This window comes from Streptomyces sp. NPDC000880 (assembly GCF_053599675.1).
Window position 1 is genome coordinate 66,312 of record NZ_JBSFMS010000011.1, and the last position, 22,507, is coordinate 88,818.

Genomic DNA, 22,507 nt, shown 5'->3' on the forward strand with positions numbered 1-22,507 from the left:
CCTGGGAACCGCCCCACGGCATTTGCGTCAGGCCTCCACCGTGGTCGGCTCCGGCGGGGACCAGCGGCCAGAGGCGATCTCGGCGTCAAGCCGTGACTGGAAGTGCGCGTGCGCGGCGCGCATCTCGGTCTCGCGGTCGGCCTTGTAGAAGGGGGCGGTGTAGCCCGGGGGCGGTGGGGTCGTTTCCGGGTTCGCCAGGTGGGCGAGGAAGTCGAGGTAGTCCTGCTTCGTCTGGCCGTGGCCGTAGGTGTTGAAGTCGGCTGCGATCTTACGGCCGTTGGCGTCGAAATCGGTCGCCGACTCGTAGTCGTACAGCTGCGGGTAGCGGGACTTGAAGATTGCGACGAGCTGGTCGGCGGTGATGCCGAGCCAGACTGCGACGAGGGCGTCGAGCTCGACGAGCGCGGCGCGGCGCTCGTGCTCGGTGCGGAGCGGGGTGGTGTATTCCCAGGTTGGCCTGAGGCCGGCGGCGAGGGGCTCCAGGTGAGGCCAGTGGGGGTTGGCCCAGTCCTCGTAGCCCGCCCAGCGGGCGTCGAACAGCTCCGCCCAGAGGGGAGCGTAGTGCGGGGTGAGGGCGTTCAGGCGGAGGGCGCGGAGGAGGAGGGCGGAGGCGAGGGGGTGCTTTGGGTCGGGCGCCGGCATCTTGAGAGCCTCGGCGACTTGGAGATTCGAGCGGCCGGTGATGCGCAGTACGTAGTCGAGGGGCAGTGATGCCCAGAAGCCTGCATTGAGGGTGGTGAGGCGATTGTCCGCCAGAGCCATCGAGTAAACAGCGTGGATGTGCGCAGGGCCGGGTGGGAGAAGGGCAGCGTGGAGGCAGCGACTGCTGTCAAAGGGGATCATTTTTCGCCAAGCGAGCCGGAAGAACGAGGTGGAGGGCCTTCCGAGCCAGGAGTCCTGAGCCGCCAGGTACGTCGCTTCGTCGGTGGCCCGCACATAGTTGGTCACGGGGACGTACGCCTCGGGCAGCTCCGACGGCGCGAGCAAGTTCCAGTCCCGGTTGCTCCGGCAGGGGATCCTTGGCTCCTTCGAGAAGGGAAGCGCTGATGCGAAGTGCGGCCCTTGGAGGATGACATCCGCGAGCTCGGGGACGACCTGGTTGCCCCAGCGGATCAGTCCGTCCTTCTTGGCGCCCGCTTCGTCGTATCCCCTTGTGATCATCGGGCGGTAATCGGCCAGGCTGCCGCGGTAGGCGGCCAGTGCCTCGATCGCCCCTTGCTCGCCAACGAGAACTGGATACAGCAGAGGGGTCTGTGCCGCTCCACCCGCTGAGCCCGTCAGGGCCTGCCAACTGGCCAGCAAGGCAGTGTTCACATGCACCACGCGTTCGCGGTGCGGCCGGATGTCCCACGAGCCGTTGTGCTTGATGCCGGGTGTTGCGCCTCGTCCGTCGTGGGTTAGTGAATCCGGTAGGACATCGGCATCGCGCAGCTCGCTGAGGTGCAGGAAGTCAGGCTCCTGTGGCGTGCCGTAAATGTGCATCCCGAATTCCGCCGAACGGTTGAGGTCTTCGAACGCCCAGTTCGCCGAGTTAACAAAGTGCGCGTGGACCCGGAGATGCCGGTACACGGCGGCCCGGATGGTGCCCTCGCGCACACCGCCGAAGTGCGTGTCCGGGTGGATCAGGCCCGCGCTGCCGTGCGGTGCGATGTGCTGCCACACCTGAGCCATGAAGGCCCGGTAGAGGTCGCCCTGGGTACCGAAAAGGAGCGGATACGCGGCCTGGCTGCCCAGCACGGCGGCGGCCCCTGCATGGGCGGCCAGCTCGTCGAGGAGGAAATCCCGGCGTTCCGCACGCGTGCTCAGCACCTCTTCCTTGCGGAGGCGCCATTCTGCTGCACTCGGCTTCTCGATCAGAACGAACCATGGCTCCAACTCCGCCAGAACCAGATCCTCCTGCCATCGAGGCCGCACCCACGGCGGGTTCCCCACCTGCAAGTCATACCCACCCCGCCCAAACACCTGGGCGAACTCCAACTCCCAGTGGAAGAAGCCCTGCTGAGCGGCCACGTCCCGCGCGAGCCCCGCCCACGGATACCGCCCCTCCAGGTGATGCGCTCGGTCCATGCCCATGTAGTCCGGAAGGTCGTCCTCGTACGGGGTCAGCTCGCTCAGCGATTCGAACTGGGCGATCAGCGAGTCCGTCGGGACCTCCTGTGTGCCAAGCAGCGACTCCGCGAAGTCCAGCCAGTCGTCCAGCCCCGCCAACGGGACTACCGACCGGCGCTGCGCGCCCTTCCCGCCCTTCCGGTTGCCGCCCCGCGCCCGGCGCTTGTCCACGTCCTCCCGTGTCAGCGCCAACTGCTGTGCGTCCGCCTCGAACCCGGGAAGCGCGTCCACCTCCCACGCCATCAGCACTGCGTCGTCCTCGGCGACAACCTCCGGCGCGAGCGCAGGTGCAGCCTCCCGCGCGTACGTCCCATCGCTCCCGTCCAGCAGCCCTGCCTGCTGCACCGGCCAGAACCACAGCGCGCACCACGCGTCCATCAGCGTCCTCAGCCGCCAGTACGGCGTGTCCACGGCCTCAAGGTCAGCCAGCACGTCGTCGCGCTGGACCGCCTCCGCCGGCTGCCGCAGCCACGCACTCTCCGCGCCCCAGACATCGATCCGACGCGAGATGTCTCGCTCCGAGATCTCCAGACGCCGACACACCAGCCCCCACAGATACTCCGCCCTGCGAGCCAGCCCCTGAAGCCGCGCAACCTGCTTTGCACTTGGCGACTTGGTGATCGCCTTCCGCCACGCGCCCAGCTTCTTCGCGTCCTCCGGAGCGAGTGCCTTCGCCTCCTTCTCCCCGGCGACCGCGCCCCACTCCTTCGCCGGAAGCAGGAAGTGATGCACTGCCCCCTCCGGCAGCCCACCCGCAGCCTCCGTCAGGGGGAAGCGCTCCGGCGTCGTCCCGAGCCAGCCGCCCTTCTTCAGGCGCTCCGGACCGTAGATCTCCCTGCGCCCACCGATCAGCGAGTTGCCCCGCCGCAGGTGCAGCCCGAACCAGGGGGCCTCCATGCCGGGGTGCATCGTATTGAGCCACAGCGAGACCTCCGCCAGCTCCACCGCCGTCGAGTTGAGGTCCACACCGTACGAGTTGTGCAGCGCGATGTACGCCTTGACCTTCTGGAGTTCGAGCGGGTACTTCTCCGTGTCGATCGCCTCGCCGGTCTCCTCCTGCCGACGCCGCAGGTACTCCGCCGCGACCTGGTTGATCGCCTCGTTGAGGAACGCGCCCGACCCCAGCGCCGGTTCGCAGATCTTCCAGTCCAGCAGCTCCCGCGCCTCGGTCGTCGTCCCGTCCTGGTCCAACCGATGCTGGAGCGCCAGCTGAACGGTCACCTTCGTCAGCGACTCGGGCGTGTAGTACGACGCCGACGTCTGACGGTCACGCCCCGACAGCCGGTAGACGAACGACCCCGGCCGGTACCGGACCCGTACCTCCTCGCCCGTGTCCTCGTCCCGGCGGCGTACGAAGACACCGTCCGCGTACTCGTCGGCCTTCGACGCGGGTACCAGCCACGAGCCGTCCTTCGGGTCGCCGCCTTTGGCGACCTCGTACAGTTCCTCACCTGCCACGAAGCCCGAGTACGACATCAGACCCTCGTACACCGCACCGAGCTGGTTGATGCCGAGCTGGGCGTACGAGATGAAGCCGCCCCGCTCGCCCTTCTTGCCCTTGGTGAGCATCAGTTTGCGCAGCACCTGGTAGAGCGTGGCGTTGCGCAGCCGCGTGTCCAGGTACCGGGACCCGCCCTCCGCGTCCTCGTCGTACCTCGGGTCGGGTACGGACTCGGCTCCGATCAGGCGGATGGACTCGCCCTCGAAGAGCTTGGAGTGCAGCGGCTCGAAGCGCAGGCCGATGTCTTCGGAAATCGCAGTCTCGGACTCCTTGGGTCCGACGACCCCGTGCGTACGCCGCGGCCGGTACCCCTCCTGCACCTTCCGGAACAGCAGGTCCAGCGACTCGTACAGGTAGAAGCCCTCGCGGGCCTTCTCGCCCACCAGGTCCCGCTCGGCGACCAGTTCCCCCAGCCGCCCGAGCCCGTAGCCCTGGTGGTACTCCGGGTAGTCGGACGGCAGGATGCCCAGTTCGGGGCGGGCCTCCGCGTACAGCAGGAACAGGATCCGGTACAGATAGCGCAGCGACTCGCGCGTCAACTGCTGGGCCAGCTCCGGAAGTTCCTTGATGTCCTCCAGCCGTACGCCCTCGTGCGAGCGGATGCGCTCCAGGATCTCGTTGGCGATCAGCTCGACCGACTGGCGCAGCCCGTCCCGCAGGTCGGAGGAGACGCCCACCGCGTGCTTGGTCGACTTGTCGACCAGACCGGCGAGGGGGTTCTCGCCGCCCTCCTCCGGCGTACGGAGCGAGTCCGCGCCGAACAGCGCGGCCAGCGTGTCGAGTTCCTGGCCGTCCTTGGTGTTGTTGCGGTCGAGCGCGGTGTCGAGCGAGGCCGCGAGGTAGCGGCCCTCGCCCCACGCGGCGCGGTCGGCGAGCACGATGACACCACCGGCCAGCAGCAGCACGTACCGCGGGGCGTCCTCGCAGGCGAAGAGGAACGAGGCGAGCTTCGACCCGGTCCGCACGGCATTCGCCGAGTCGAGCTGCAACGGGTGCAGCAGGCGGCCCGCGCCCTCCGGGTCCAGCGCGGCGTCCGGCTCGGCCGCCCAGCCGCAGTCGAGGGCGACGAGGCCCGGCTCGGAGTGTGCGACCTCGACCTCGTGCGTGGCGTCCGCGCGGCGGACGGTGAGCGTCTGCGGCTTGGCGTCGTAGCCAAGTGCCCGCAGCACCAGGGAGTTGAGGTCGGCCGCCCGCCGACGCCACTCCGGCGCGTCGTACGTCGTCGCCTCGTCGGCCGTGGCGGCGGCCTCGGCGAAGAAGGCACGGGACTTGAAGTACGGGCGGCGCAGGCCGCGCAGACCCACGCGCGGGGTGACGGGCAGCGGCTCGGGGTCGCTGCCGGTGTAGTCGGTCCAGTCGCCCGTGGCCCCTGCTGCCTTCGCCTCCTCCTCGCGCTCCTTCCACTTTGTTAGCAGCCCGGACTTGAGGTCCTTGGGGAAGACCTCGGCCAGGTAGTGCGCGGAGAAGTAGTCGCCGCGGTTGACCAGGGAGTCGTACGTCATGGTGCGGGAACCTCCTGGTTCAGTCGCGGGCGGAAGAGGGCGAAGGGATGGAAGGGGCCGCGTCGAGGACGGCAAGCACGCGCAGCATCGGGCGGCCGGTGGTCAGCAGCGAGTCGGCCAACCGGGCCAGGTCGGTCCTGGTCGTGTCGCCGGCCAGGCTGAGCTGTTCCCAGTCGCCGAGCCGCTGCTTGTACTGCTCGATCGGCTGGAGCAGCGCGCTGTCCCAGTCCTGGCTGTGCCCGTCGAGGAAGCGCTCGGCCTCCTCCAGCGCCGCCGGGATTCCGGCGCGCAGGGTGTCCAGGTCGTGGCGGTGCAGCGGGTTGGCCATCGTGGGGCCGACACCGGCCCGGCGCAGCAGGGAGACCATGTCGTCGGTGACCGTCTCGCCCGTGACGGCCATCCACTTGACGACGGTGGGCCGGCCGAGGGCGTTGGAGTAGATGCCCTGGATCAGATACGTCGGGGCCGTCACGTCGGCGGTGATGACCGGGGCCTCCTGCCGGCCGAGGCTGACCAGCACCTTGTCGGTCAGCCACTCCACCACCGGGTGGAGGTCGGTCAGCAGGGAGATCTCCGGCCAGCTGGAGGTGGCCGACTCCCGGGCGCGCACCAACGAGAGGTCGGCGAGCTTGCGGTTCAGCGTCACCAACAGGCGCTCGTGGAGGCGCTGTTCGCGGCGGTAGTCGGGCGGCAGGGACTTCATGCGGTGGACCAGGTCCGACGGGGGCCGGAAGGAGATCAGACCGGTCTCGGTGTCGCGGTCCATCTCCAGCTGTCGCTGGGCGTCGGGGAACACCTCCCGTACGGCCTCGTCGATGAATTCCCGGGTGCCGGCGAACAGGCGCGGCACGTCCGCGGTCGCCGGAGCGGCGTCCGACCCGCCCTCGTCAGCTCCGTCGTCACCGACCGCGTCGACCGAGCCGAAGAAGTCGGCGAGGAAGTCGTCGTCCGCCTCCGCCGCCTCCGCGGCCGTGTGCTGCAACGACTCGTCGACCGTGCGGCCCCCCAGCAGATCCTGGATGAGGGACTTCTCTTCGGCCTCCGCCCGGTAGAGCCCGCTCACCGCCTCCGCTGTGCCCAGACTCCGGTGCGCCTCGTCCTCCCGCTCAAGCAGCCGTTCCGCGACCGTGCGGTCGTCCTTCGCGCCGTCCACCTCGCTGGTGAGGATCAGCGCCCGGAACTGGGGCTGGTGGGCCTGGCCGTAGCGGTCGATACGGCCATTGCGCTGCTCGATGCGGATCAGCGACCACGGCACGTCGTAGTGGATGAGCTGGTGGCACTGGCGGTGCAGGTTGACACCCTCGGAGGCCACGTCTCCGGTGAACAGGATGCGTACGGGGGCGTCGGCGAGCCCGAAGTCCTCCACGCACTGCATCTGCTGCTCGTCGGAGAGCCCGCCGTGCATGACGCGGGCGGCTTCGTCAAGCGCCTTGCCCTTGAAGCCGAGCGCTGCCGGTACGGTCTCGCGCAGCCACTCCAGGGTCTGGACGCGCTCGGAGAAGACGACGACACGCGTGTCGCTCTTCGGGCCGACGCCGATCGCCTTCAGCTGCTCGACCAGCGCGCCGAACTTCGCCGAGTCCGACTCCTTCATTCCGGCCGTCAGCTCCCTGAGCCTGCGCAGCGCGACGAGCTCGGGCGAATCCGGGTCAGCGAACTCCTTCGACATCAGCGTCTTGATGCGCGCCGCGGTCGTGGCGCGGAAGGCGACATGCGAGGACAGGAAGGACTTCAGCAGCGTGTACGGGAACAGAGGTACGTCGCTGACCGACTTCCCCTCCTCCGGCAGCCACACCTGCGCCAGTTCCTCGAAGACCTTCTCCTCGACCGGGGTGGCCACGCAGCGCACCGACTCGGACGGGCCGCGGTCGGCCCACTGGCCCTTCATCTGGTCGCGGACCTCGGGGCTGACCTTCGTCCGCCGGATGAACAGGTGCTCGATGTCCTTCGCCTCGTACCGCTCGGGGTCCCGGATCGCGGCCGGGTCGAGCAGGGCGATCAGCTCGGCGAAGGAGCGGGCGTTGCCGTTGTGCGGGGTGGCGGAGGCCAGGATCAGCGCGTCGGTGCGCGGGGCGAGGAGCTGGGCGAGCTGGTTGCGCAGCGAACCGCGGTTGATCAGGTTGTGGGACTCGTCGATGACGACCGCGTCCCAGCGGATCTGCTCCAGATGATGCTTGTACTGGTCGGTGTTCTTCAGGGTATCGATGGAGACGATGACCCGCTTGAAGTACGTGAACGGGTTGCGGCCCGCCGGGATCTCGCGCTGCACCTTCTCGATGCCGGCCGAGTCGAGCCGGATCAGCGGGATCGCGAACCGCGTCCACAGCTCGTGCTGGAACTGCTCCAGGACGTGCTGCGGGGTGACAACGAGAATGCGCTCGCCGCGGCCACGGCGGATCAGCTCCGCGAGCGTGAGGCCGATCTCCAGGGTCTTGCCGAGGCCGACCACGTCGGCGATCAGCATGCGGGGGCGCAGGTTGCGGCCGGAGAGGGCGAGCTGCGCCGGGCGGTGCTGGTAGGGGAGCGAGTCGAGCAGAAAACTGTCGGCGAGGGCGAGGCCGCGCTCGGACTGGGGGAGCGGGGTCTTGCGCAGCACGGCCTCCAGGAAGAGGCGGCTGCGGCGGAAGTTCGGGGAATCGTCGCCGGTCAGTTTCGTGCGGCGCGGGTCCATCAGCTCCACGTCGTCCAGGGCCGTGAAGAACACGGCCTCCTGGTCGCGGACGAACTCCGAGACGCCGACCGCCTCGATCCGGTCGCCGTCGTGGGCGGTGCGCGTGACGTTGCGTACGAGCCACTCCTCGTCGCGTACGACGATCTGCGCGCCCGGCGGGTACTGGGCGTCCTCGGCGGCGCCGGTGGGCCGGTCCACGCGCTCCTGCTCGACGGTCACGGGCGCTGCCTCCTGTGCTGTGGGGTCTGGCTGGGGTGGTGCGGGGCCGGTCGCGGACCGGTGGTGGGCCGGTTCGCGGGGCGGGTCGCGTCAGAACGCGGCGCGCTGCGCGTAGGTCTCGCGGAGCTGCTGGGCGACCTTGCGGGCCTGGACCGAGTGCCACAGGGGCGCGGGAGCGGCGGGGCGTTTGGTCCGGTCCCGGGGCGTCCGCTCGCGCGGCGTCCCTTCGCGATGCGTCCCCTGGCGCGGCGGGGGAGCGTCGCCCGTACCGCTGCGCGCGTCGGCATCGGCCGGGGTCGGCTCAGCCTTGACGGCGGGCGTGTACGCGTCGACGGGCTGCGGGAGCGGGATCGTCGGGGCCGGTAGGCCGCTCTGTTGGGGCAGGGGGTGCGTCGTCTGCTCGGCGAGGATCGCGGCCTCGGGGGCCGGCGGCGGGGCGGACGATCCTGAGGGCGCGGTGAAGGACGTCAGCCGGCGGCGCGCCTGCGCGACCTTCAGGCCCTGCGCCTCGATGACGGCCCGGCACTGCTTGACGACCCCGGGCAGGTCGGGACGGTCACCGGGTGCGTACGACAACATCGCGGTCAGCAGCGGGAGCAGCTCGTCCGGCGCATCCGTGAGGTCCGGTTCCTTGGACTGCTCGGTGATCATGTGGAACAGCACATGGATGTTGTCGGCCTGGTAAGGGTGGTGGCCGGTCGCCGCATAGAGCAGGACGGAACCGAGGGCGTACACATCCACGGGTGTGGTGAGCGGCTTGACGCCGCTTGCCTGCTCCGGGGCCATGCAGGCGGGGGTGCCCATCACCGCGTTCGGGGCGGTGAGGGTGGCGCTCGACTCCGTGAAGACCGCCAGGCCGAAGTCGATGATCTTCGGGCCGTTCGGGCCGAGGAGGACGTTCGCGGGCTTGAGGTCGCGGTGCACGAGCCCCTGCTTGTGCACGCCGGCCAGCGCCTCCGCCAGGGTCGCCCCGAGAGAGGCCACGAGGACGGAGGGGAGCGGCCCGTGCGTGGTGATGTGCTTGCGCAGATCGGGGCCGTCGACGTACTCCGTGGCCAGCCAAGGGCGTTCCGCCTCCGGGTCGGCGTCCAGGAACGCGGCGATACGCGGGCCCCAGATCGTCTTGAGGACCTCGATCTCCTGCGCGAAGCGCAGCCGCGCCTCGGAGTCCACGACCGACGCCTTGATCACCTTGACGGCCGCGGGCTCACCGCCCTGCGACTCCCCGAGATAGACCTGGCCCATGCCGCCCTGCCCGATCCTGCCGAGCAGCTCGAAGCCGCCGAGTTCGGCCGGATCCTCGGGACTGAGCGGGGTCGTCTGCACGCGGGTCCTCGTTCGGACTGATCAGGGGGTGAATGTGCCGGTTACACGGTAGTCGACTGCATTCTGTGACGGGAGCGGTACCGGCGAATCAGGTCCGCCGGCCGCGAGGGGCGTCCGCCACGACGCAGGCCGCCGATCAGCGCGTGAGCCGGCCGAGACGGCCCTCTCTCGCCCAGCAGGGCGAGGCATATCGCTGCGCGGGCTCTTGGGTACGTGATCCACCGAGTGAGCCCGTAAGCCGTCGACTGCCGGACCCCGGGCGATTGACAGGCGGTTCCCTCCGCGCGGGCAGCACTCCGCCCCCGGCCGCTGTGCGGTGTGCCGGGGGCGGAGCCGTCAGCAAGCGATGGCGGTTGTCAGCCGACCAGTTGCTCGTACGCCGACAGCGTCAGGAAGTCCTCGTAGTTCTCGTCGAGCGCCACCTTCAGCAGCAGGTCGTGCGCCTGCTGCCAGTTGCCCGACGCGAAGGCCTCCTCGCCCAGTTCGGCGCGGATCGCGGTCAGCTCCTCGGCGGCGACCTTGCGGGCCAGCTCCGGCGTGGCCCGCACCGTCTCTCCGTCGTGCTCGAATTCGACGCCCGCGTTGATCCACTGCCAGATCTGGGAGCGGGAGATCTCCGCGGTGGCCGCGTCCTCCATCAGGTTGAAGATCGCGACCGCGCCCATGCCGCGCAGCCACGCCTCGATGTAGCGGATGCCGACCTGGACGGCGTTGAGCAGGCCCTCGTATGTCGGCTTGGCGTGCAGCGAGTCGATGGCGATCAGGTCGCCGGCCGCCACCGAGACGTCCTCGCGCAGACGGTCCTTCTGGTTGGGCCTGGAGCCCAGCACCGCGTCGAAGGAGGCCATCGCGATCGGCACCAGGTCCGGGTGGGCGACCCAGGAGCCGTCGAAGCCGTCGCCCGCCTCGCGGTCCTTGTCGGCCCTGACCTTCTCGAAGGCGACCTTGTTGACCTCGGCGTCGCGCCGGGACGGGATGAACGCCGCCATGCCGCCGATGGCGTGGGCGCCGCGCTTGTGGCACGTACGGACGAGGAGCTCGGTGTACGCGCGCATGAACGGGGCGGTCATCGTCACCGCGTTGCGGTCCGGGAGCACGAACTTCTCGCCGCCGTCACGGAAGTTCTTGACGATCGAGAAGAGGTAGTCCCAGCGGCCCGCGTTGAGGCCGGCCGCGTGGTCGCGGAGCTCGTAGAGGATCTCCTCCATCTCGTACGCCGCGGTGATCGTCTCGATCAGGACGGTCGCGCGGACGGTGCCCTGCGGGATGCCGACGTAGTCCTGGGCAAAGACGAAGATGTCGTTCCAGAGGCGGGCCTCCAGGTGCGACTCCGTCTTCGGGAGGTAGAAGTACGGGCCCTTGCCGAGGTCGATCAGGCGCTTGGCGTTGTGGAAGAAGTACAGGCCGAAGTCGACCAGGGCGCCCGGGACGGGGCGGCCGTCCAACTGGAGGTGGCGCTCGTCGAGGTGCCAGCCGCGCGGGCGCACCACGGCGGTCGCGAGCTCCTCGTTCGGCCTCAGGGCGTACGACTTCCCGGACTTCGGGTCGGTGAAGTCGATCTTCCGCTCGTAGGCGTCGATCAGATTGAGCTGGCCGAGGACGACGTTCTCCCAGGTGGGAGCTGACGCGTCCTCAAAGTCTGCGAGCCAGACCTTCGCACCGGAGTTCAGCGCGTTGATGGTCATCTTGCGGTCGGTCGGACCGGTGATCTCCACCCGGCGGTCGTTGAGGGCCGCGGGGGCCGGGGCGACCTTCCAGGAGTCGTCCGCGCGGATCGCGGCGGTCTCCGGGAGGAAGTCCAGGGAGGAGGTACGGGCGATCTCGGCGCGGCGCTCGGAGCGACGGGCGAGAAGCTCGTCGCGCCGCGGCGTGAACCGCTGGTGCAGCTCGGCCACGAAGGCGAGGGCCGCGTGGTTGAGGACCTCTTCCTGCCGGGGCAGGGGCTCGGCTTCGACGATGGCCAGCGGAGACGGCGCTGGTGCGGACATGAACTGTCACTTCCTTCAGCGGACGGTGCCTGGCGGCCGCCGGGCGTACAGATACGGCACTCGGTGCCGCAAGAGCCGAGGTACGGTCGCCGGCGCTGTCTGTGGGTCGGGCACTTCTGACCTGTGGATACTAGTTTCCTCATGGTGGAAGTTCAATGGTTTGTTGATGTCGAGATTCTCTGAGTCAACAGATCATGGCTCTGGGTGCCACGTCATTCACTCAAGGTGCGCCAGATCCTGTTCCGTGTCGATGTCGTACACCTCGGCTATGTCGCCGCACTCGACGAGTGCGAGCGAGGCCTCGTGCTCCTTGAGATAGGCGCGCGCCCCGCGGTCGCCGACCGCGCTCGCCGCGATGTCCTTCCAGCGGTGCGCCCCGAAGAGAACCGGATGGCCGCGCTCTCCTTCGTACGCGGCGGCCGCGAGCGAATCCCGGGAGCGGTACGCGGACCGGACGCGGGCCACCGCCGCGGCGCCGATCCCCGGCTGGTCCACCAGCAAGACGAGAGCGGCGTCCGCCGCCGTGGCGGCCAGGGCCAGGGACTCCAGGCCCGCGCGCAGCGAGGAGCCCATGCCCTCCTCCCAGCCGGCGTTGTCGACCAGTACGCAGCCGGAGAGGTCCCCCTCCTTCCGTACGCGATCGGCCGCCGCGCCCACCACCACGTACACGGGTCCGCAGCCGCCCTCGCGCAGCACGCGTACCGCGTGCTCGACCAGCGGCCGGCCCCGGTGCTCGAGCAGCGCCTTCGGGCGGCCGCCGAGCCGCCGCCCGCCGCCCGCCGCGAGCAGCAGTCCGGCGACGATCGGTTCCTTCGGTGGTTGTGCCATAAGGACTCCCTACCTCATATGCGGTCGAAGTGCCGAGCCGGTGGTGTCCGCCGGCAAGGCTTGCAACCGCCCGGATCGGGGCGGGCCGTCGACGTGACCGTCCGGCGCGACGCCCTGGACGTCGTACAGCCCTCGTCCTGATTCCGTCCGCGGAGTGGCGCGCATCGCATCGGATGGCGTAACTTGCCCGCGACCCTGGGCGGCTGACCAACGACCGACGGGTCATCGAGCCGGCACAAAGGTGTGCGAGGGGGAGAGCTTTGTTGCGGAGCGTGGGGCAGACGCGGGTGACAGGGAGCGGCGAGGATCCGAGGGCGGTGGAGCTGCGCGCTGCCGTCTCCAGACTCCGCCGCGAACTCGCCGGTCACCCGGCGGAGTTCCCGGACCGGGGCATCGCCGAGGACGAACTGGCCGTGCTGGCGGCGATGGTGGCCGCCGACGACCCCGAAATCGCGCGGATGCGCCGCTCGCTGCTGCTGATCGCGGGCGCGATCGGCTCGGTGAGCGCGCTCGCGCCCGCGCTGATGGTGCTGCGAAACGCGGTGGACCTGTTCGGCGAGGTCCCGCCGCAGCGGCGGGTTTGACGGCCGGGTACGGGCCGGCCGGCAGACGCGCGCTGGCGGGCGTCGCCGGCGAGCTATGTCGACGCCCGGCCCGCCGCGGGGCGCCGGCGCCTTCTCCTCAGCCCTGCGCGGACGTGTTCGCCAGCGCCGCCGAGAGGTCCTGGGCGACCTCCTGGAGGATCGGGACGATCTTCCCGGTGGCCGCCTCGGTGACCCGGCCCGCTGGTCCCGAGATCGAAACAGCCGCCGCCGTGGGGGAGTTGGGCACCGATACGGCGAGGCAGCGGACCCCGATCTCCTGCTCGTTGTCGTCCACCGCGTAGCCGGTACGCCGCACCTGTTCGAGCGCGTCGAGGAAGCCCTCGGGTGTCGTGATCGTCTTCTCCGTGGCGGCGGGCATGCCGGTCCTGGCGAGCAGCGCGCGCACCTCCTCCGGCGGGGTGTGTGCGAGCAGAGCCTTGCCCACGCCTGTGGAGTGCGGCAGCACTCGTCTGCCGACCTCGGTGAACATCCGCATGGAGTGCTTGGACGGCACCTGCGCGACGTACACGATCTCGTCGCCGTCGAGCAGCGCCATGTTCGCCGTCTCGCCGGTCTCCTCGACCAGGCGGGCGAGGTAGGGCCGGGCCCAGGTGCCGAGCAGCCGGGCCGCGGACTCGCCGAGGCGGATCAGCCGGGGGCCGAGCGCGTAGCGGCGATTGGGCTGCTGGCGTACGTAACCGCAGGCCACCAGCGTGCGCATCAGCCGGTGGATCGTGGGCAGCGGCAGGCCGCTGCTGGCGGAGAGCTCGCTCAGCCCGACCTCGCCACCGGCGTCGGCCATTCGTTCGAGCAGATCGAAGGCGCGCTCCAGGGACTGCACGCCACCGCTGGGAGCGGTCTTGGCGGCGTCGGTGGTGCTGGCGTTGGACGTCGGCACGTGGGCGGTCCTTTCGAGCAGGCAGGCAAGTCAACAGCCTACCGGGCGGCTGCGGTCGGCACATCGCTCTCGCTGGGCGTCTTTGCCGGTCAGGAGGCGTTTATCCGTATGTTGGCGGTCACCTGCGACGACCTCTCGACGGTTTCCCTGTTCAAAGCTACCTTCTGCCTCGCGAAATTCCAGTTTCACTTCGTGGAAAGTGCCCAGCATACCCATCGGAGGTGGCCACGCGGGAAGGGTCTTGACGGGCCGGACTCCGGAGTGAAGACTTCTTCAACAGTTCGTTGAATTTTGCTGTGTGAATCCGCGTGCGGAACGGAAGCGAGGGGCACGGGTGTCCGATGTGGACATGTACCTGGTACTTCGCTCGACGCGCGTGATCACCCCGGAGGGGACGCGCGCCGCATCCGTCGCCGTCGCTGCCGGGAAGATCACGGCGGTGCTGTCGTACGACGCCGAGGTGCCGGCCGGAGCCCGGCTCGAGGACTTCGGGGACGATGTCGTACTCCCCGGCCTCGTCGACACCCATGTCCATGTGAACGATCCCGGCCGCACCGAGTGGGAGGGCTTTTGGACCGCCACCCGCGCGGCCGCGGCCGGGGGCATCACCACCCTGCTCGACATGCCCCTCAACTCCCTCCCGCCGACCACCACGGTCGACAACCTCCGCACCAAGCAGGACGTGGCGCGGCCCAAGGCACACGTCGACACCGGCTTCTGGGGCGGCGCGATCCCGTCCAATACGAAGGACCTGCGGCCGCTGTACGACGCCGGAGTCTTCGGCTTCAAGTGCTTCCTCTCGCCGTCCGGCGTCGAGGAGTTCCCCGAGCTCGACCAGGACCAACTCGCCCGGTCGATGGCCGAGATCGCCGGCTTCGGCGGACTGTTGATCGTGCACGCCGAGGACCCGCGCCACCTGGCCGCGGCGCCCCAGGAGTCAGGACCGAAGTACGCCGACTTCCTCGCGTCCCGGCCGCGCGAGGCCGAGAACACCGCGATCGAGGGCCTGATCGCGCACGCCGGGCGCCTGGGCGCCCGTGTGCACGTACTGCATCTGTCCTCCTGTGACGCGCTGCCGCTGATCGCGGCCGCCAAGCGCGAAGGCGTCAAGATCACTGTCGAGTCCTGTCCACACTTCCTCACCCTCACGGCCGAGGAAGTCCCGGACGGGGCAACGGAGTTCAAGTGCTGCCCGCCGATCCGCGAGGCCGAGAACCAGGACGCCCTCTGGGAAGGCCTCGCCGACGGCACCATCGACTGCATCGTCTCCGACCACTCGCCCTGCACCACCGATCTGAAAACCCCCGACTTCGCCTCCGCCTGGGGCGGCATCTCCTCCCTCCAGCTGGGCCTGCCCGCGATCTGGACCGAGGCCCGCAAGCGCGGCCGCACCCTCGAAGACGTCGTCCGCTGGATGTCCGCGGCGCCCGCGCAGCTCGCCGGACTGGACCAGAAGGGCGTCATCGAAGCCGGACGCGACGCCGACTTCGCGGTCCTCGCGCCCGACGAGACCTTCACCGTCGACCCGGCCGAACTCCACCACCGCAATCAGGTGACGGCATACGCGGGCAAGACCCTGCACGGAGTCGTCAGGTCGACGTGGCTGCGCGGCGAACGCATCGTGGAGAACGGCACCCTGGCCGAGCCGACCGGCCGGCTGCTCGAAAGGAACAACTGATCGTGTCCATTCCTTCCTTCACCGGTGACGCCGGCCCGTTCGGCGGCGGCGACCCGTACGCCGACTACCGCACGGCCGACTTTTCGTTCGTCCACTACACCGACCTCGCCGACCGGCGGCTCGGCGCGGGCGTCATCGCAGCCAACGACGAGTTCTTCGCCGAGCGCGAGAACATGCTGAAGCCCGGGGCCGCGGAGTTCGACCCGGAGCACTTCGGCCACAAGGGCAAAATCATGGACGGCTGGGAGACCCGCCGCCGCCGCGGTGTGAGCGCCGCGCAGCCGCACCCGACCGAGGACGACCACGACTGGGCGCTCGTACGGCTCGGGGCGCCCGGTGTCGTACGCGGCATCGTCATCGACACCGCCCACTTCCGCGGCAACTATCCGCAGGCGGTGTCGGTCGAGGGGGCCTCGGTGGCCGGGTCCCCGTCGCCCGAGGACCTGCTCGGCGACGACGTGAAGTGGACGACGCTCGTCCCCCGTACGGCCATCGGCGGCCATGCGGCGAACGGCTTCGCGGTCGACGTCGAGCAGCGCTTCACGCATCTGCGCGTCAACCAGCACCCCGACGGCGGCATCGCCCGCCTGCGGGTCCACGGCGAGGTCGCGCCCGACCCGGCGTGGCTCGGTGCGCTCGGTACTTTTGATGTTGTCGCGCTGGAGAACGGCGGCCAGGTCGAGGACGCCTCCGACCGCTTCTACTCCCCGGCCACCAACACCATCCAGCCGGGCCGCTCCCGCAAGATGGACGACGGCTGGGAGACCCGCCGGCGCCGGGACAAGGGCAACGACTGGATCCGCTACCAGCTGGTTCAGCAGTCCGAGATCCGCGCGGTGGAGATCGACACGGCGTATCTGAAGGGCAACAGCGCGGGCTGGGCGGCGGTTTCGCTCCGCGACGGTGAGAAGGGGGAGTGGGCGGAGGTCCTGCCGCGCACGCGTCTCCAGCCGGACACGAATCACCGCTTTGTGCTGGAGGCTCCGGCGGTGGGGACGCACGTGCGGGTGGACATCTATCCGGATGGCGGCATTTCGCGGCTGCGGCTCTTCGGTTCGCTGACGGGGGAGGGCGCGAGCCGCTTGGCGGCCCGCCACCAGGAGCTGGGCGGCTGACCCGGGGGGGCTTTCCCCCCCACCCGGCCCCTTCCCTGAACTGGGGCTCCGCCCCAGACCCCGCGCCTCGAACTGCCCCAGACTTCGTCCGGGGGGACCCCCACGGGGCTGAAATTCAGCCCGTCCGGCGATTGAGGACAACGCCCGAAGGGCGCAGCGGGGTCTGGGGCGGAGCCCCCAGTTCGGGAAGGACGCGGCCCCGCCTCCTCGGGTCCGGCGGCAAACGGACGTTGAATCCGCGTGTGACCCTTCAGCAAGAGATCGTCGGCACCGCCATGCAGATGGCGGTCGTCTCCCTGCAACCCGCCCAGACCGTGTACTGCGAGGCCGGGAAGTTTCTGTTCAAGACCTCCAACGTGAAGATGGAGACCCGGCTGGGCGGCTCCGGCGGCAACGGCGGTTCAACCGGCTCCAGCGGCTCCAGCAGCGTGGGCGGCCTGCTGCGTCAGGTCATGGGCACCGCCATCCAGGTCGGCCAGCGTGCCCTCGCCGGTGAGTCCCTCGCGTTCCAGCACTTCACCTCCACCGGCGGCGAAGGCACCGTCGGCTTCGCGGGTGTGCTCCCCGGTGAGATGCGCGCCATTGAACTCGACGGAACGCGCGCCTGGTTCGCAGAGAAGGACGCCTTCGTCGCCGCCGAGTCCACCGTCGCCTTCGGCATCGCCTTCCAGGGCGGCAAGGCAGGACTCAGCGGCGGCGAGGGCTTCATCCTGGAGAAGTTCACCGGCCGCGGCACGGTGATCATCTGCGGCGCGGGCAACTTCATCGACCTGAACCCCGCCGACTTCGGCGGCCGCGTCGAGGTCGACACCGGCTGCATCGTCGCCTTCGAGGAGGGCATCCGGTACGGAGTCCAGCGCATCGGCGGACTCGACCGCCAGGGCCTCATGAACGCTGTCTTCGGCGGCGAGGGCCTGTCGCTGGCCACCCTGGAGGGCAACGGCCGGGTGATCCTGCAGTCCCTGACCATCGAGGGCCTCGCCAACGCGCTCAGAAAGGCCCAGGGCGGCGACAAGCAGGGCCCGGCCGGCGGGCTCTTCTCCACCCACGCGGGCTAACCGCCCGCTGCCCGGCCGACCGATGAATTCCCGGCGCGGGCCCGGTCTTAGCTGAGGACCGCAATACCGGACCCGATACCGGACCCGATACCGGACCCGATACCGCACCCGATACCGCACCCCGATACCGCACTCCCGAAAGCAGGCACCTGCCATGGCGCAGCTCTCGATCACCAGTTTTGTCACGCTCGACGGCGTGATGCAGGCCCCCGGCGGTCCGAACGAGGACCCCAGCGACGGCTTCGACCTGGGCGGCTGGTCCGTACCGTACGGAGACGAGGACTTCGGCCGGTTCATGACCGAGGTCTTCGACCGGGCCGGCGCCTTCCTGCTCGGCCGCCGTACGTACGAGATCTTCGCCGGCTACTGGCCCAAGGTGACCGACCCCGCCGACCCGATCGCGTCGCGGCTCAACACCCTGCCGAAGTACGTCGCGTCGACCACGCTCGACAAGGCCGACTGGGAGGGCAGCACCGTCATCGGCGGTGACCTGGTCAAGGAGGTCGCCGCGATCAAGGAGCGCACGGACGGGGAGCTGCAGATCCACGGCAGCGGCCGCCTCGCCCAGTCCCTTATGCAGCACGACCTGATCGACACGCTCAACCTGCTCGTCTTCCCTGTCGTGCTGGGCAAGGGCCGTCGTCTCTTCGTGGACGGCGCGGTTCCCACCGCGTTCCGGCATGCCGCATCGCGCACCACGGGCACCGGCGTGGCCATCCACACGTACGAGCTGGAGGGCCGCCCCGCGTACGGCACGTACGAGCTCGACGAAAGCGTGTAGCACTCACGCGTCTGCCCCGGGTAGATGTGGGCGGTACGCCGTACCTCGCCGTCCCGCGTCAGCCTGCTGCTCGGCACCGAACCGCTGTGGGCGACCGCGGCCGGCATCGCCATCGGGGGCGAACACCTGGGCGCGCTCGGCCTGGTGGGGGCGGCACTGGTCCTGGCGGGCACCACCTGGGGCCGTCGCGCTGCCGACGGGACGGCATGCTAGGTTCCGCCGCCATGCGATCACTGACGTACGACATACAGTTCCGCGAGCGTGCCAAGCGGGCCCAGAGCTGGGGCTTCGGGCTGTTCTCGGTCGCCGCGCTGCTGTGGGTGTGGTTCGGTGTTCTGCTACTCACGCCGTACGACGTGGGGTACAAGTCTGGCTGCGAGGCGCGGCTTTTCACGGACCGCTCGACTGCCAACGAGGGGGCGTTCAGCGGCAGCAACACGTGCACGGCTGAGCGGGACTGGCCCGAACTCCTCGGCGTCCTCGGCCTGTCCGTGCCGGTCTCCGTCGTCGGTGCCGTGCTCTACACGAGCGGCAGCGTCAGCAACCGTATGAGCGAGCACGCCGCGGAGATCGCCCGGCTGGGCGAGGCCGACCGGAAGTGACCCAGAGCTCGCGCACCGCAGCCGTCGGGCACACGCTGGGGGAGAGGGAGTTTCCCCGGGGGCCGGCAGACGGTGACGGAGGAGGGCAGCCATGACGGCGACGACGCGGAACGACACCGCGATCCGTCCCGTTACCCTGCCCCGGACAGCTTCGACATCCACCGGGACGCCCGGGGCCACCTCGCCTTCGGGCACGGCATCCACTTCTGTCTGGGCGCGCCGCTCGCCCGCATGGAGGCGAGGATCGCGGTCCGCACACTCCTGGAACGCTGCCCGGACCTCGCACTCGACGCGTCCGAGGGCCCGCTCGACTGGCTGCCAGGGCTGCTGATGCGTGGCGTACGCCATCTTCCTGTGAGCTGGTAGCCCCGACCGCGCCCCCCTGCCCCCCTCACCGATCCGGCGGGTTCTCCGTCCAGTACGTCCGCCCGGCGACCGGCCGGACCCGCATCGCCCGGGCAGCCGTCGTGCACACCGGGCGCCGGCAGGCCGTCGTACGGTGCGATCTCTTCGCCGTGAACGCCGACGGCTACGAGACGCTCTGCGCCGTCGCGCAGGGGACCGAACTGTCCGCGCAACAGTCCTGAGAACGCCCCGGGAGTCAGTCAGCCGGGATCTCAGCCAGCCGGACCGGCCTGTGCTCCCGCCGGGACAGCTCGCACGCCTCCGCGATCCGCAGGGCAGTCAACGCCTCGCGGCCGTCACAGGGATTCTCGGCCTCGCCGCGTACGACCCGGACGAACGTGTCCAGCTCCGCCTCGTACGCCGGGGCGAACCGCTCCAGGAAGCCCGGCCACGGCTTGTCGGCCGGGGGCGGGCCCTGGGGCTCGGTGGAGCCGATCGGGGTGCGGTCGTCGAGACCGACCGCGACCTGGTCGAGTTCGCCGGCCAGCTCCATCCGTACGTCATAACCCGCGCCGTTGCACCGGGTGGCCGTCGCCGTGGCCAGCGTGCCGTCGTCCAGCGTGAGCAGCGCGGCCGCCGTGTCGACGTCGCCCGCGTCGCGGAACATTGCCGGGCCCGCGTCCGAGCCGGTCGCGTACACCTCGACCACCTCGCGCCCGGTTACCCAGCGCAGGATGTCGAAGTCATGGACCAGGCAGTCCCGGTACAGGCCCCCGGAGAGCGGCAGATACGCGGCGGGCGGCGGGGCCGGGTCGGAGGTGATGGCCCGTACGGTGTGCAGCCGGCCGAGCGCACCCGACCGTACGATCTCGCGGGCCTTCGTGTACCCCGCGTCGAAGCGGCGCATGAAGCCCAGCTGGAGCAGGGTGCCCGCCGACTCGACCTCGTGCAGGGCGGTGAGCGTGCCCGGCAGGTCGAGGGCGATCGGCTTCTCGCAGAAGGTGGGGAGACCGGCGCGGGCGGCGCGGGCGATGAGGTCGGCGTGGGCGGCGGTGGCGGAGGCGATCACCACGGCGTCCACGCCCCAGGCGAAGATCTCGTCCGCGCTGGGCGCGGCCGTGGACCCGGTGCGCTCGGCGACCTCGGCCGCCCGAGCCGGGTCGGCGTCCGCCACGACCAGCGAACCCACCTCCCGGTGGCGGCTGAGCACGCCCGCGTGAAAGGTGCCGATACGTCCCGTTCCGATGAGTCCGATGCGCATGGCCCAAAGGTGGCGGGGGGCCGCCGCCCTGTCAAGACTTTGTCCTGACAACCGAACTTCACGACTTCCCGTCAACATTCCATGCGACTACGCTCGCTCCGTGCCCAAGCAGCCCAGACACGTGACGGACCCGTCTCTGTCTCTCCAGCTGAGCGTGGACCGCACCAGTCCGGTCCCGCTCTACTTCCAGCTGTCGCAACAGCTGGAAGCGGCCATCGAGAGAGGGACCCTCACCCCCGGCAGCCTGCTCGGCAACGAGATAGAGCTGGCGGGCAGGCTCGGCCTGTCCCGCCCGACCGTCCGCCAGGCCATCCAGTCCCTCGTCGACAAGGGCCTGCTGGTCCGCCGCCGGGGCGTCGGCACCCAGGTCGTGCACAGCCAGGTCAAGCGCCCGCTGGAGCTCAGCAGCCTGTACGACGACCTCGAGGCGGCCGGCCAGCGACCGGCCACCATCGTGCTGCGCAACGCCATCGAGCCTGCCGGCGCGGAGGTCGCGGCCGCACTCGGGGTGGCGGAGGGCAGCGACGTCCAGCTCGTCGAGCGGCTGCGGTACGCCCACGGCGAGCCGATGGCCAGGCTGCGCAACCATCTGCCCGCGGGCCTCTTCGACTGCGACACCGAACGTCTGGAGGCTACCGGCCTGTACCGCATGATGCGAGCCGCGGGGATCACCCTGCACAGCGCCCGCCAGTCGGTAGGGGCGCGGGCCGCCACCGCCCTGGAGGCCGAACTGCTCACCGAGGCGACGGGCGCTCCCGTGCTGACGATGGAGCGCACCACCTTCGACGACACCGGCCGCGCGGTCGAGTTCGGCTCGCACATCTACCGCGCCTCGCGCTATGCCTTCGAGTTCCAGCTCCTCGTCCGGCCATGACCGTCGCAGGGCCGCGCAAGGTCACGTAAGAATGTCCTTTGCGTAAGAATGTTCGGACAAAATCTTGACGGGATTGCGCGGCCGCCGTAAAAACTCTCCCAGCCGCAACGGGGCGGCCGGGAGAGAAGGCGGATCCACCATGCGTACCACCCGCACGGCAACAGCCCTGCTCGCCGCATGTGCTCTGGTCGTCGTCGCCGGATGCAGCAGTTCCGGCGGCAAGGAGGCGAAGGACAGCCCCTCCAAAGGCGGCGCCGGCGAGCCCGCCACCACCCAACGGCTGAAGATCGCGATGGTGACGCACTCCGGCGAGGGCGACACCTTCTGGGACATCGTCCAGAGCGGCGCCAAGGTCGCGGCCCGCAAGGACAACGTCGAGTTCCTCTACGCCGCCAACAAGGAGGGCAAGGAACAGGCGCAGCTCGTCCAGACCTACATCGACCAGAAGGTCAACGGCATCGTCGTCACTCTCGCCAAGCCGGAAGCTGTCAAGGACGTCGTCAAGAAGGCGGTCGCGGCCGGTATACCCGTCGTCACGATCAACTCCGGCGCCGAGTTCTCCAAGGAGGTCGGCGCACTCAGCCACATCGGCCAGGACGAGACCGTGGCCGGCGAGGCGGTCGGCGAGGAGCTCAACAAGCGCGGCAAGAAGAAGGCCATCTGCGTCATCCACGAGCAGGGCAACGTCTCGCTCGAAGCCCGCTGCGCCGGCGTGAAGAAGACCTTCAAGGGCACCGTCGAGAACCTCAACGTCGAGGGCACCAACATGCCCGCCTCCACCTCCTCCATCGAGGCGAAGCTGCAGAGCGCCAAGGACATCGACGCCGTCGTCACGCTCGGCGCACCCTTCGCAGCCGCCTCCGTCAAGGCCAAGGAGGGCGCGGGCTCCAGCGCCGAGGTCAACACCTTCGACCTCAACGCCGAGGTGGTCAAGCAGCTCAAGGCCGGCGAGATCGGCTTCGCCGTGGACCAACAGCCCTACCTCCAGGGCTACCTCGCCATCGACGAACTCTGGCTCAACAAGATCAACGGCAATGTGATCGGCGGCGGCAAGCCGATCCTCACCGGCCCGGCCCTCGTCACCGAGAAGGACGTGCCCGCGCTGGAGAAGCTCACCGCCGACGGCACCCGATGACGTACCAGGCCTACCCGCTGCATACCCGCCGA

The 22,507-nt window shown here is 69.8% G+C and carries 15 protein-coding genes and 3 pseudogenes; 11 read left to right on the top strand and 7 right to left on the bottom strand.

Features of this window, described 5'->3' with window-relative positions:
* Nucleotides 1-27 precede the first annotated feature (27 nt).
* From ACWDO5_RS05985 to ACWDO5_RS06005, 5 genes are all read right to left on the bottom strand, one after another.
* Entirely contained in the window at nt 28-5,112 is a 5,085-nt protein-coding gene (locus ACWDO5_RS05985) for a class I SAM-dependent DNA methyltransferase (RefSeq protein WP_450528769.1), read from the bottom strand.
* A gap of 19 nt (nt 5,113-5,131) precedes the next feature.
* Nucleotides 5,132-8,002, bottom strand: coding sequence for an SNF2-related protein (locus ACWDO5_RS05990; RefSeq protein ID WP_450528771.1), 2,871 nt, complete (start codon nt 8,000-8,002; stop codon nt 5,132-5,134).
* Between the two features lie 90 nt (nt 8,003-8,092).
* Entirely contained in the window at nt 8,093-9,328 is a 1,236-nt protein-coding gene (locus ACWDO5_RS05995) for a protein kinase domain-containing protein (protein ID WP_450528773.1), read from the bottom strand.
* Nucleotides 9,329-9,684: 356 nt separating this feature from the next.
* On the bottom strand, nt 9,685-11,316 hold the full coding sequence (gene aceB / locus ACWDO5_RS06000; protein ID WP_450528774.1) for a malate synthase A: 1,632 nt from the start codon (nt 11,314-11,316) through the stop codon (nt 9,685-9,687).
* Between the two features lie 216 nt (nt 11,317-11,532).
* Complete coding sequence (locus tag ACWDO5_RS06005) at nt 11,533-12,144, bottom strand: nucleotidyltransferase family protein (protein WP_450528776.1); 612 nt, start codon at nt 12,142-12,144, stop codon at nt 11,533-11,535.
* Between the two features lie 260 nt (nt 12,145-12,404).
* Between ACWDO5_RS06005 and ACWDO5_RS06010 the strand changes: the two genes are divergently transcribed.
* Nucleotides 12,405-12,728 carry a DUF5955 family protein gene (locus tag ACWDO5_RS06010; RefSeq protein ID WP_450528777.1) on the top strand — a complete coding sequence of 108 codons (324 nt, stop codon included), beginning with the start codon at nt 12,405-12,407 and terminating at the stop codon, nt 12,726-12,728.
* Nucleotides 12,729-12,825: 97 nt separating this feature from the next.
* Here the strand turns inward: ACWDO5_RS06010 and ACWDO5_RS06015 are convergent, their stop codons facing one another.
* Complete coding sequence (locus ACWDO5_RS06015) at nt 12,826-13,626, bottom strand: IclR family transcriptional regulator (RefSeq protein ID WP_450528779.1); 801 nt, start codon at nt 13,624-13,626, stop codon at nt 12,826-12,828.
* A 349-nt stretch (nt 13,627-13,975) separates the two neighbouring features.
* On the opposite strand from ACWDO5_RS06015, the gene allB reads away from it, so the two are divergent.
* From allB to ACWDO5_RS06055, 8 genes and pseudogenes are all read left to right on the top strand, one after another.
* Nucleotides 13,976-15,304: an allantoinase AllB gene (gene allB / locus ACWDO5_RS06020; protein WP_450528781.1), complete on the top strand. Its 1,329-nt coding sequence runs from the start codon at nt 13,976-13,978 to the stop codon at nt 15,302-15,304.
* Nucleotides 15,304-16,419, top strand: a complete 1,116-nt coding sequence (alc, locus tag ACWDO5_RS06025) for an allantoicase (RefSeq protein ID WP_450528805.1) — start codon at nt 15,304-15,306, stop codon at nt 16,417-16,419. Before allB ends, alc begins: the two co-directional genes overlap by 1 nt.
* A gap of 242 nt (nt 16,420-16,661) precedes the next feature.
* Nucleotides 16,662-17,477, top strand: a complete 816-nt coding sequence (locus ACWDO5_RS06030; RefSeq protein ID WP_450528782.1) for an AIM24 family protein — start codon at nt 16,662-16,664, stop codon at nt 17,475-17,477.
* 154 nt (nt 17,478-17,631) lie between these two features.
* The gene (locus ACWDO5_RS06035) at nt 17,632-18,258 is read left to right on the top strand and encodes a dihydrofolate reductase family protein (RefSeq protein WP_450528783.1); all 627 of its coding nucleotides are present in this window, start codon (nt 17,632-17,634) and stop codon (nt 18,256-18,258) included.
* Between the two features lie 24 nt (nt 18,259-18,282).
* Nucleotides 18,283-18,471, top strand: a pseudogene (locus ACWDO5_RS06040) (EamA family transporter); the annotation flags it as partial.
* Nucleotides 18,472-18,482: 11 nt separating this feature from the next.
* Nucleotides 18,483-18,860 (top strand): hypothetical protein, encoded by a 378-nt coding sequence (locus ACWDO5_RS06045; RefSeq protein WP_450528785.1) that lies wholly within the window; start codon nt 18,483-18,485, stop codon nt 18,858-18,860.
* A 111-nt stretch (nt 18,861-18,971) separates the two neighbouring features.
* Nucleotides 18,972-19,226: pseudogene (locus tag ACWDO5_RS06050) on the top strand (cytochrome P450); the annotation flags it as partial.
* 23 nt (nt 19,227-19,249) lie between these two features.
* Nucleotides 19,250-19,447, top strand: a pseudogene (locus tag ACWDO5_RS06055) (hotdog domain-containing protein); the annotation flags it as partial.
* 14 nt (nt 19,448-19,461) lie between these two features.
* On the opposite strand, the gene ACWDO5_RS06060 reads toward ACWDO5_RS06055, so the two are convergent.
* Complete coding sequence (locus tag ACWDO5_RS06060) at nt 19,462-20,466, bottom strand: Gfo/Idh/MocA family protein (RefSeq protein ID WP_450528787.1); 1,005 nt, start codon at nt 20,464-20,466, stop codon at nt 19,462-19,464.
* Nucleotides 20,467-20,620: 154 nt separating this feature from the next.
* Here ACWDO5_RS06060 and ACWDO5_RS06065 point away from each other — a divergent pair, with 154 nt between their 5' ends.
* Both ACWDO5_RS06065 and ACWDO5_RS06070 read left to right on the top strand, forming a co-directional pair.
* A complete protein-coding gene (locus ACWDO5_RS06065) occupies nt 20,621-21,340 on the top strand; it encodes a GntR family transcriptional regulator (protein WP_450528807.1) in 720 nt (239 codons plus the stop codon).
* A gap of 139 nt (nt 21,341-21,479) precedes the next feature.
* Complete coding sequence (locus ACWDO5_RS06070) at nt 21,480-22,475, top strand: sugar ABC transporter substrate-binding protein (protein WP_450528789.1); 996 nt, start codon at nt 21,480-21,482, stop codon at nt 22,473-22,475.
* Nucleotides 22,476-22,507 lie beyond the last annotated feature (32 nt).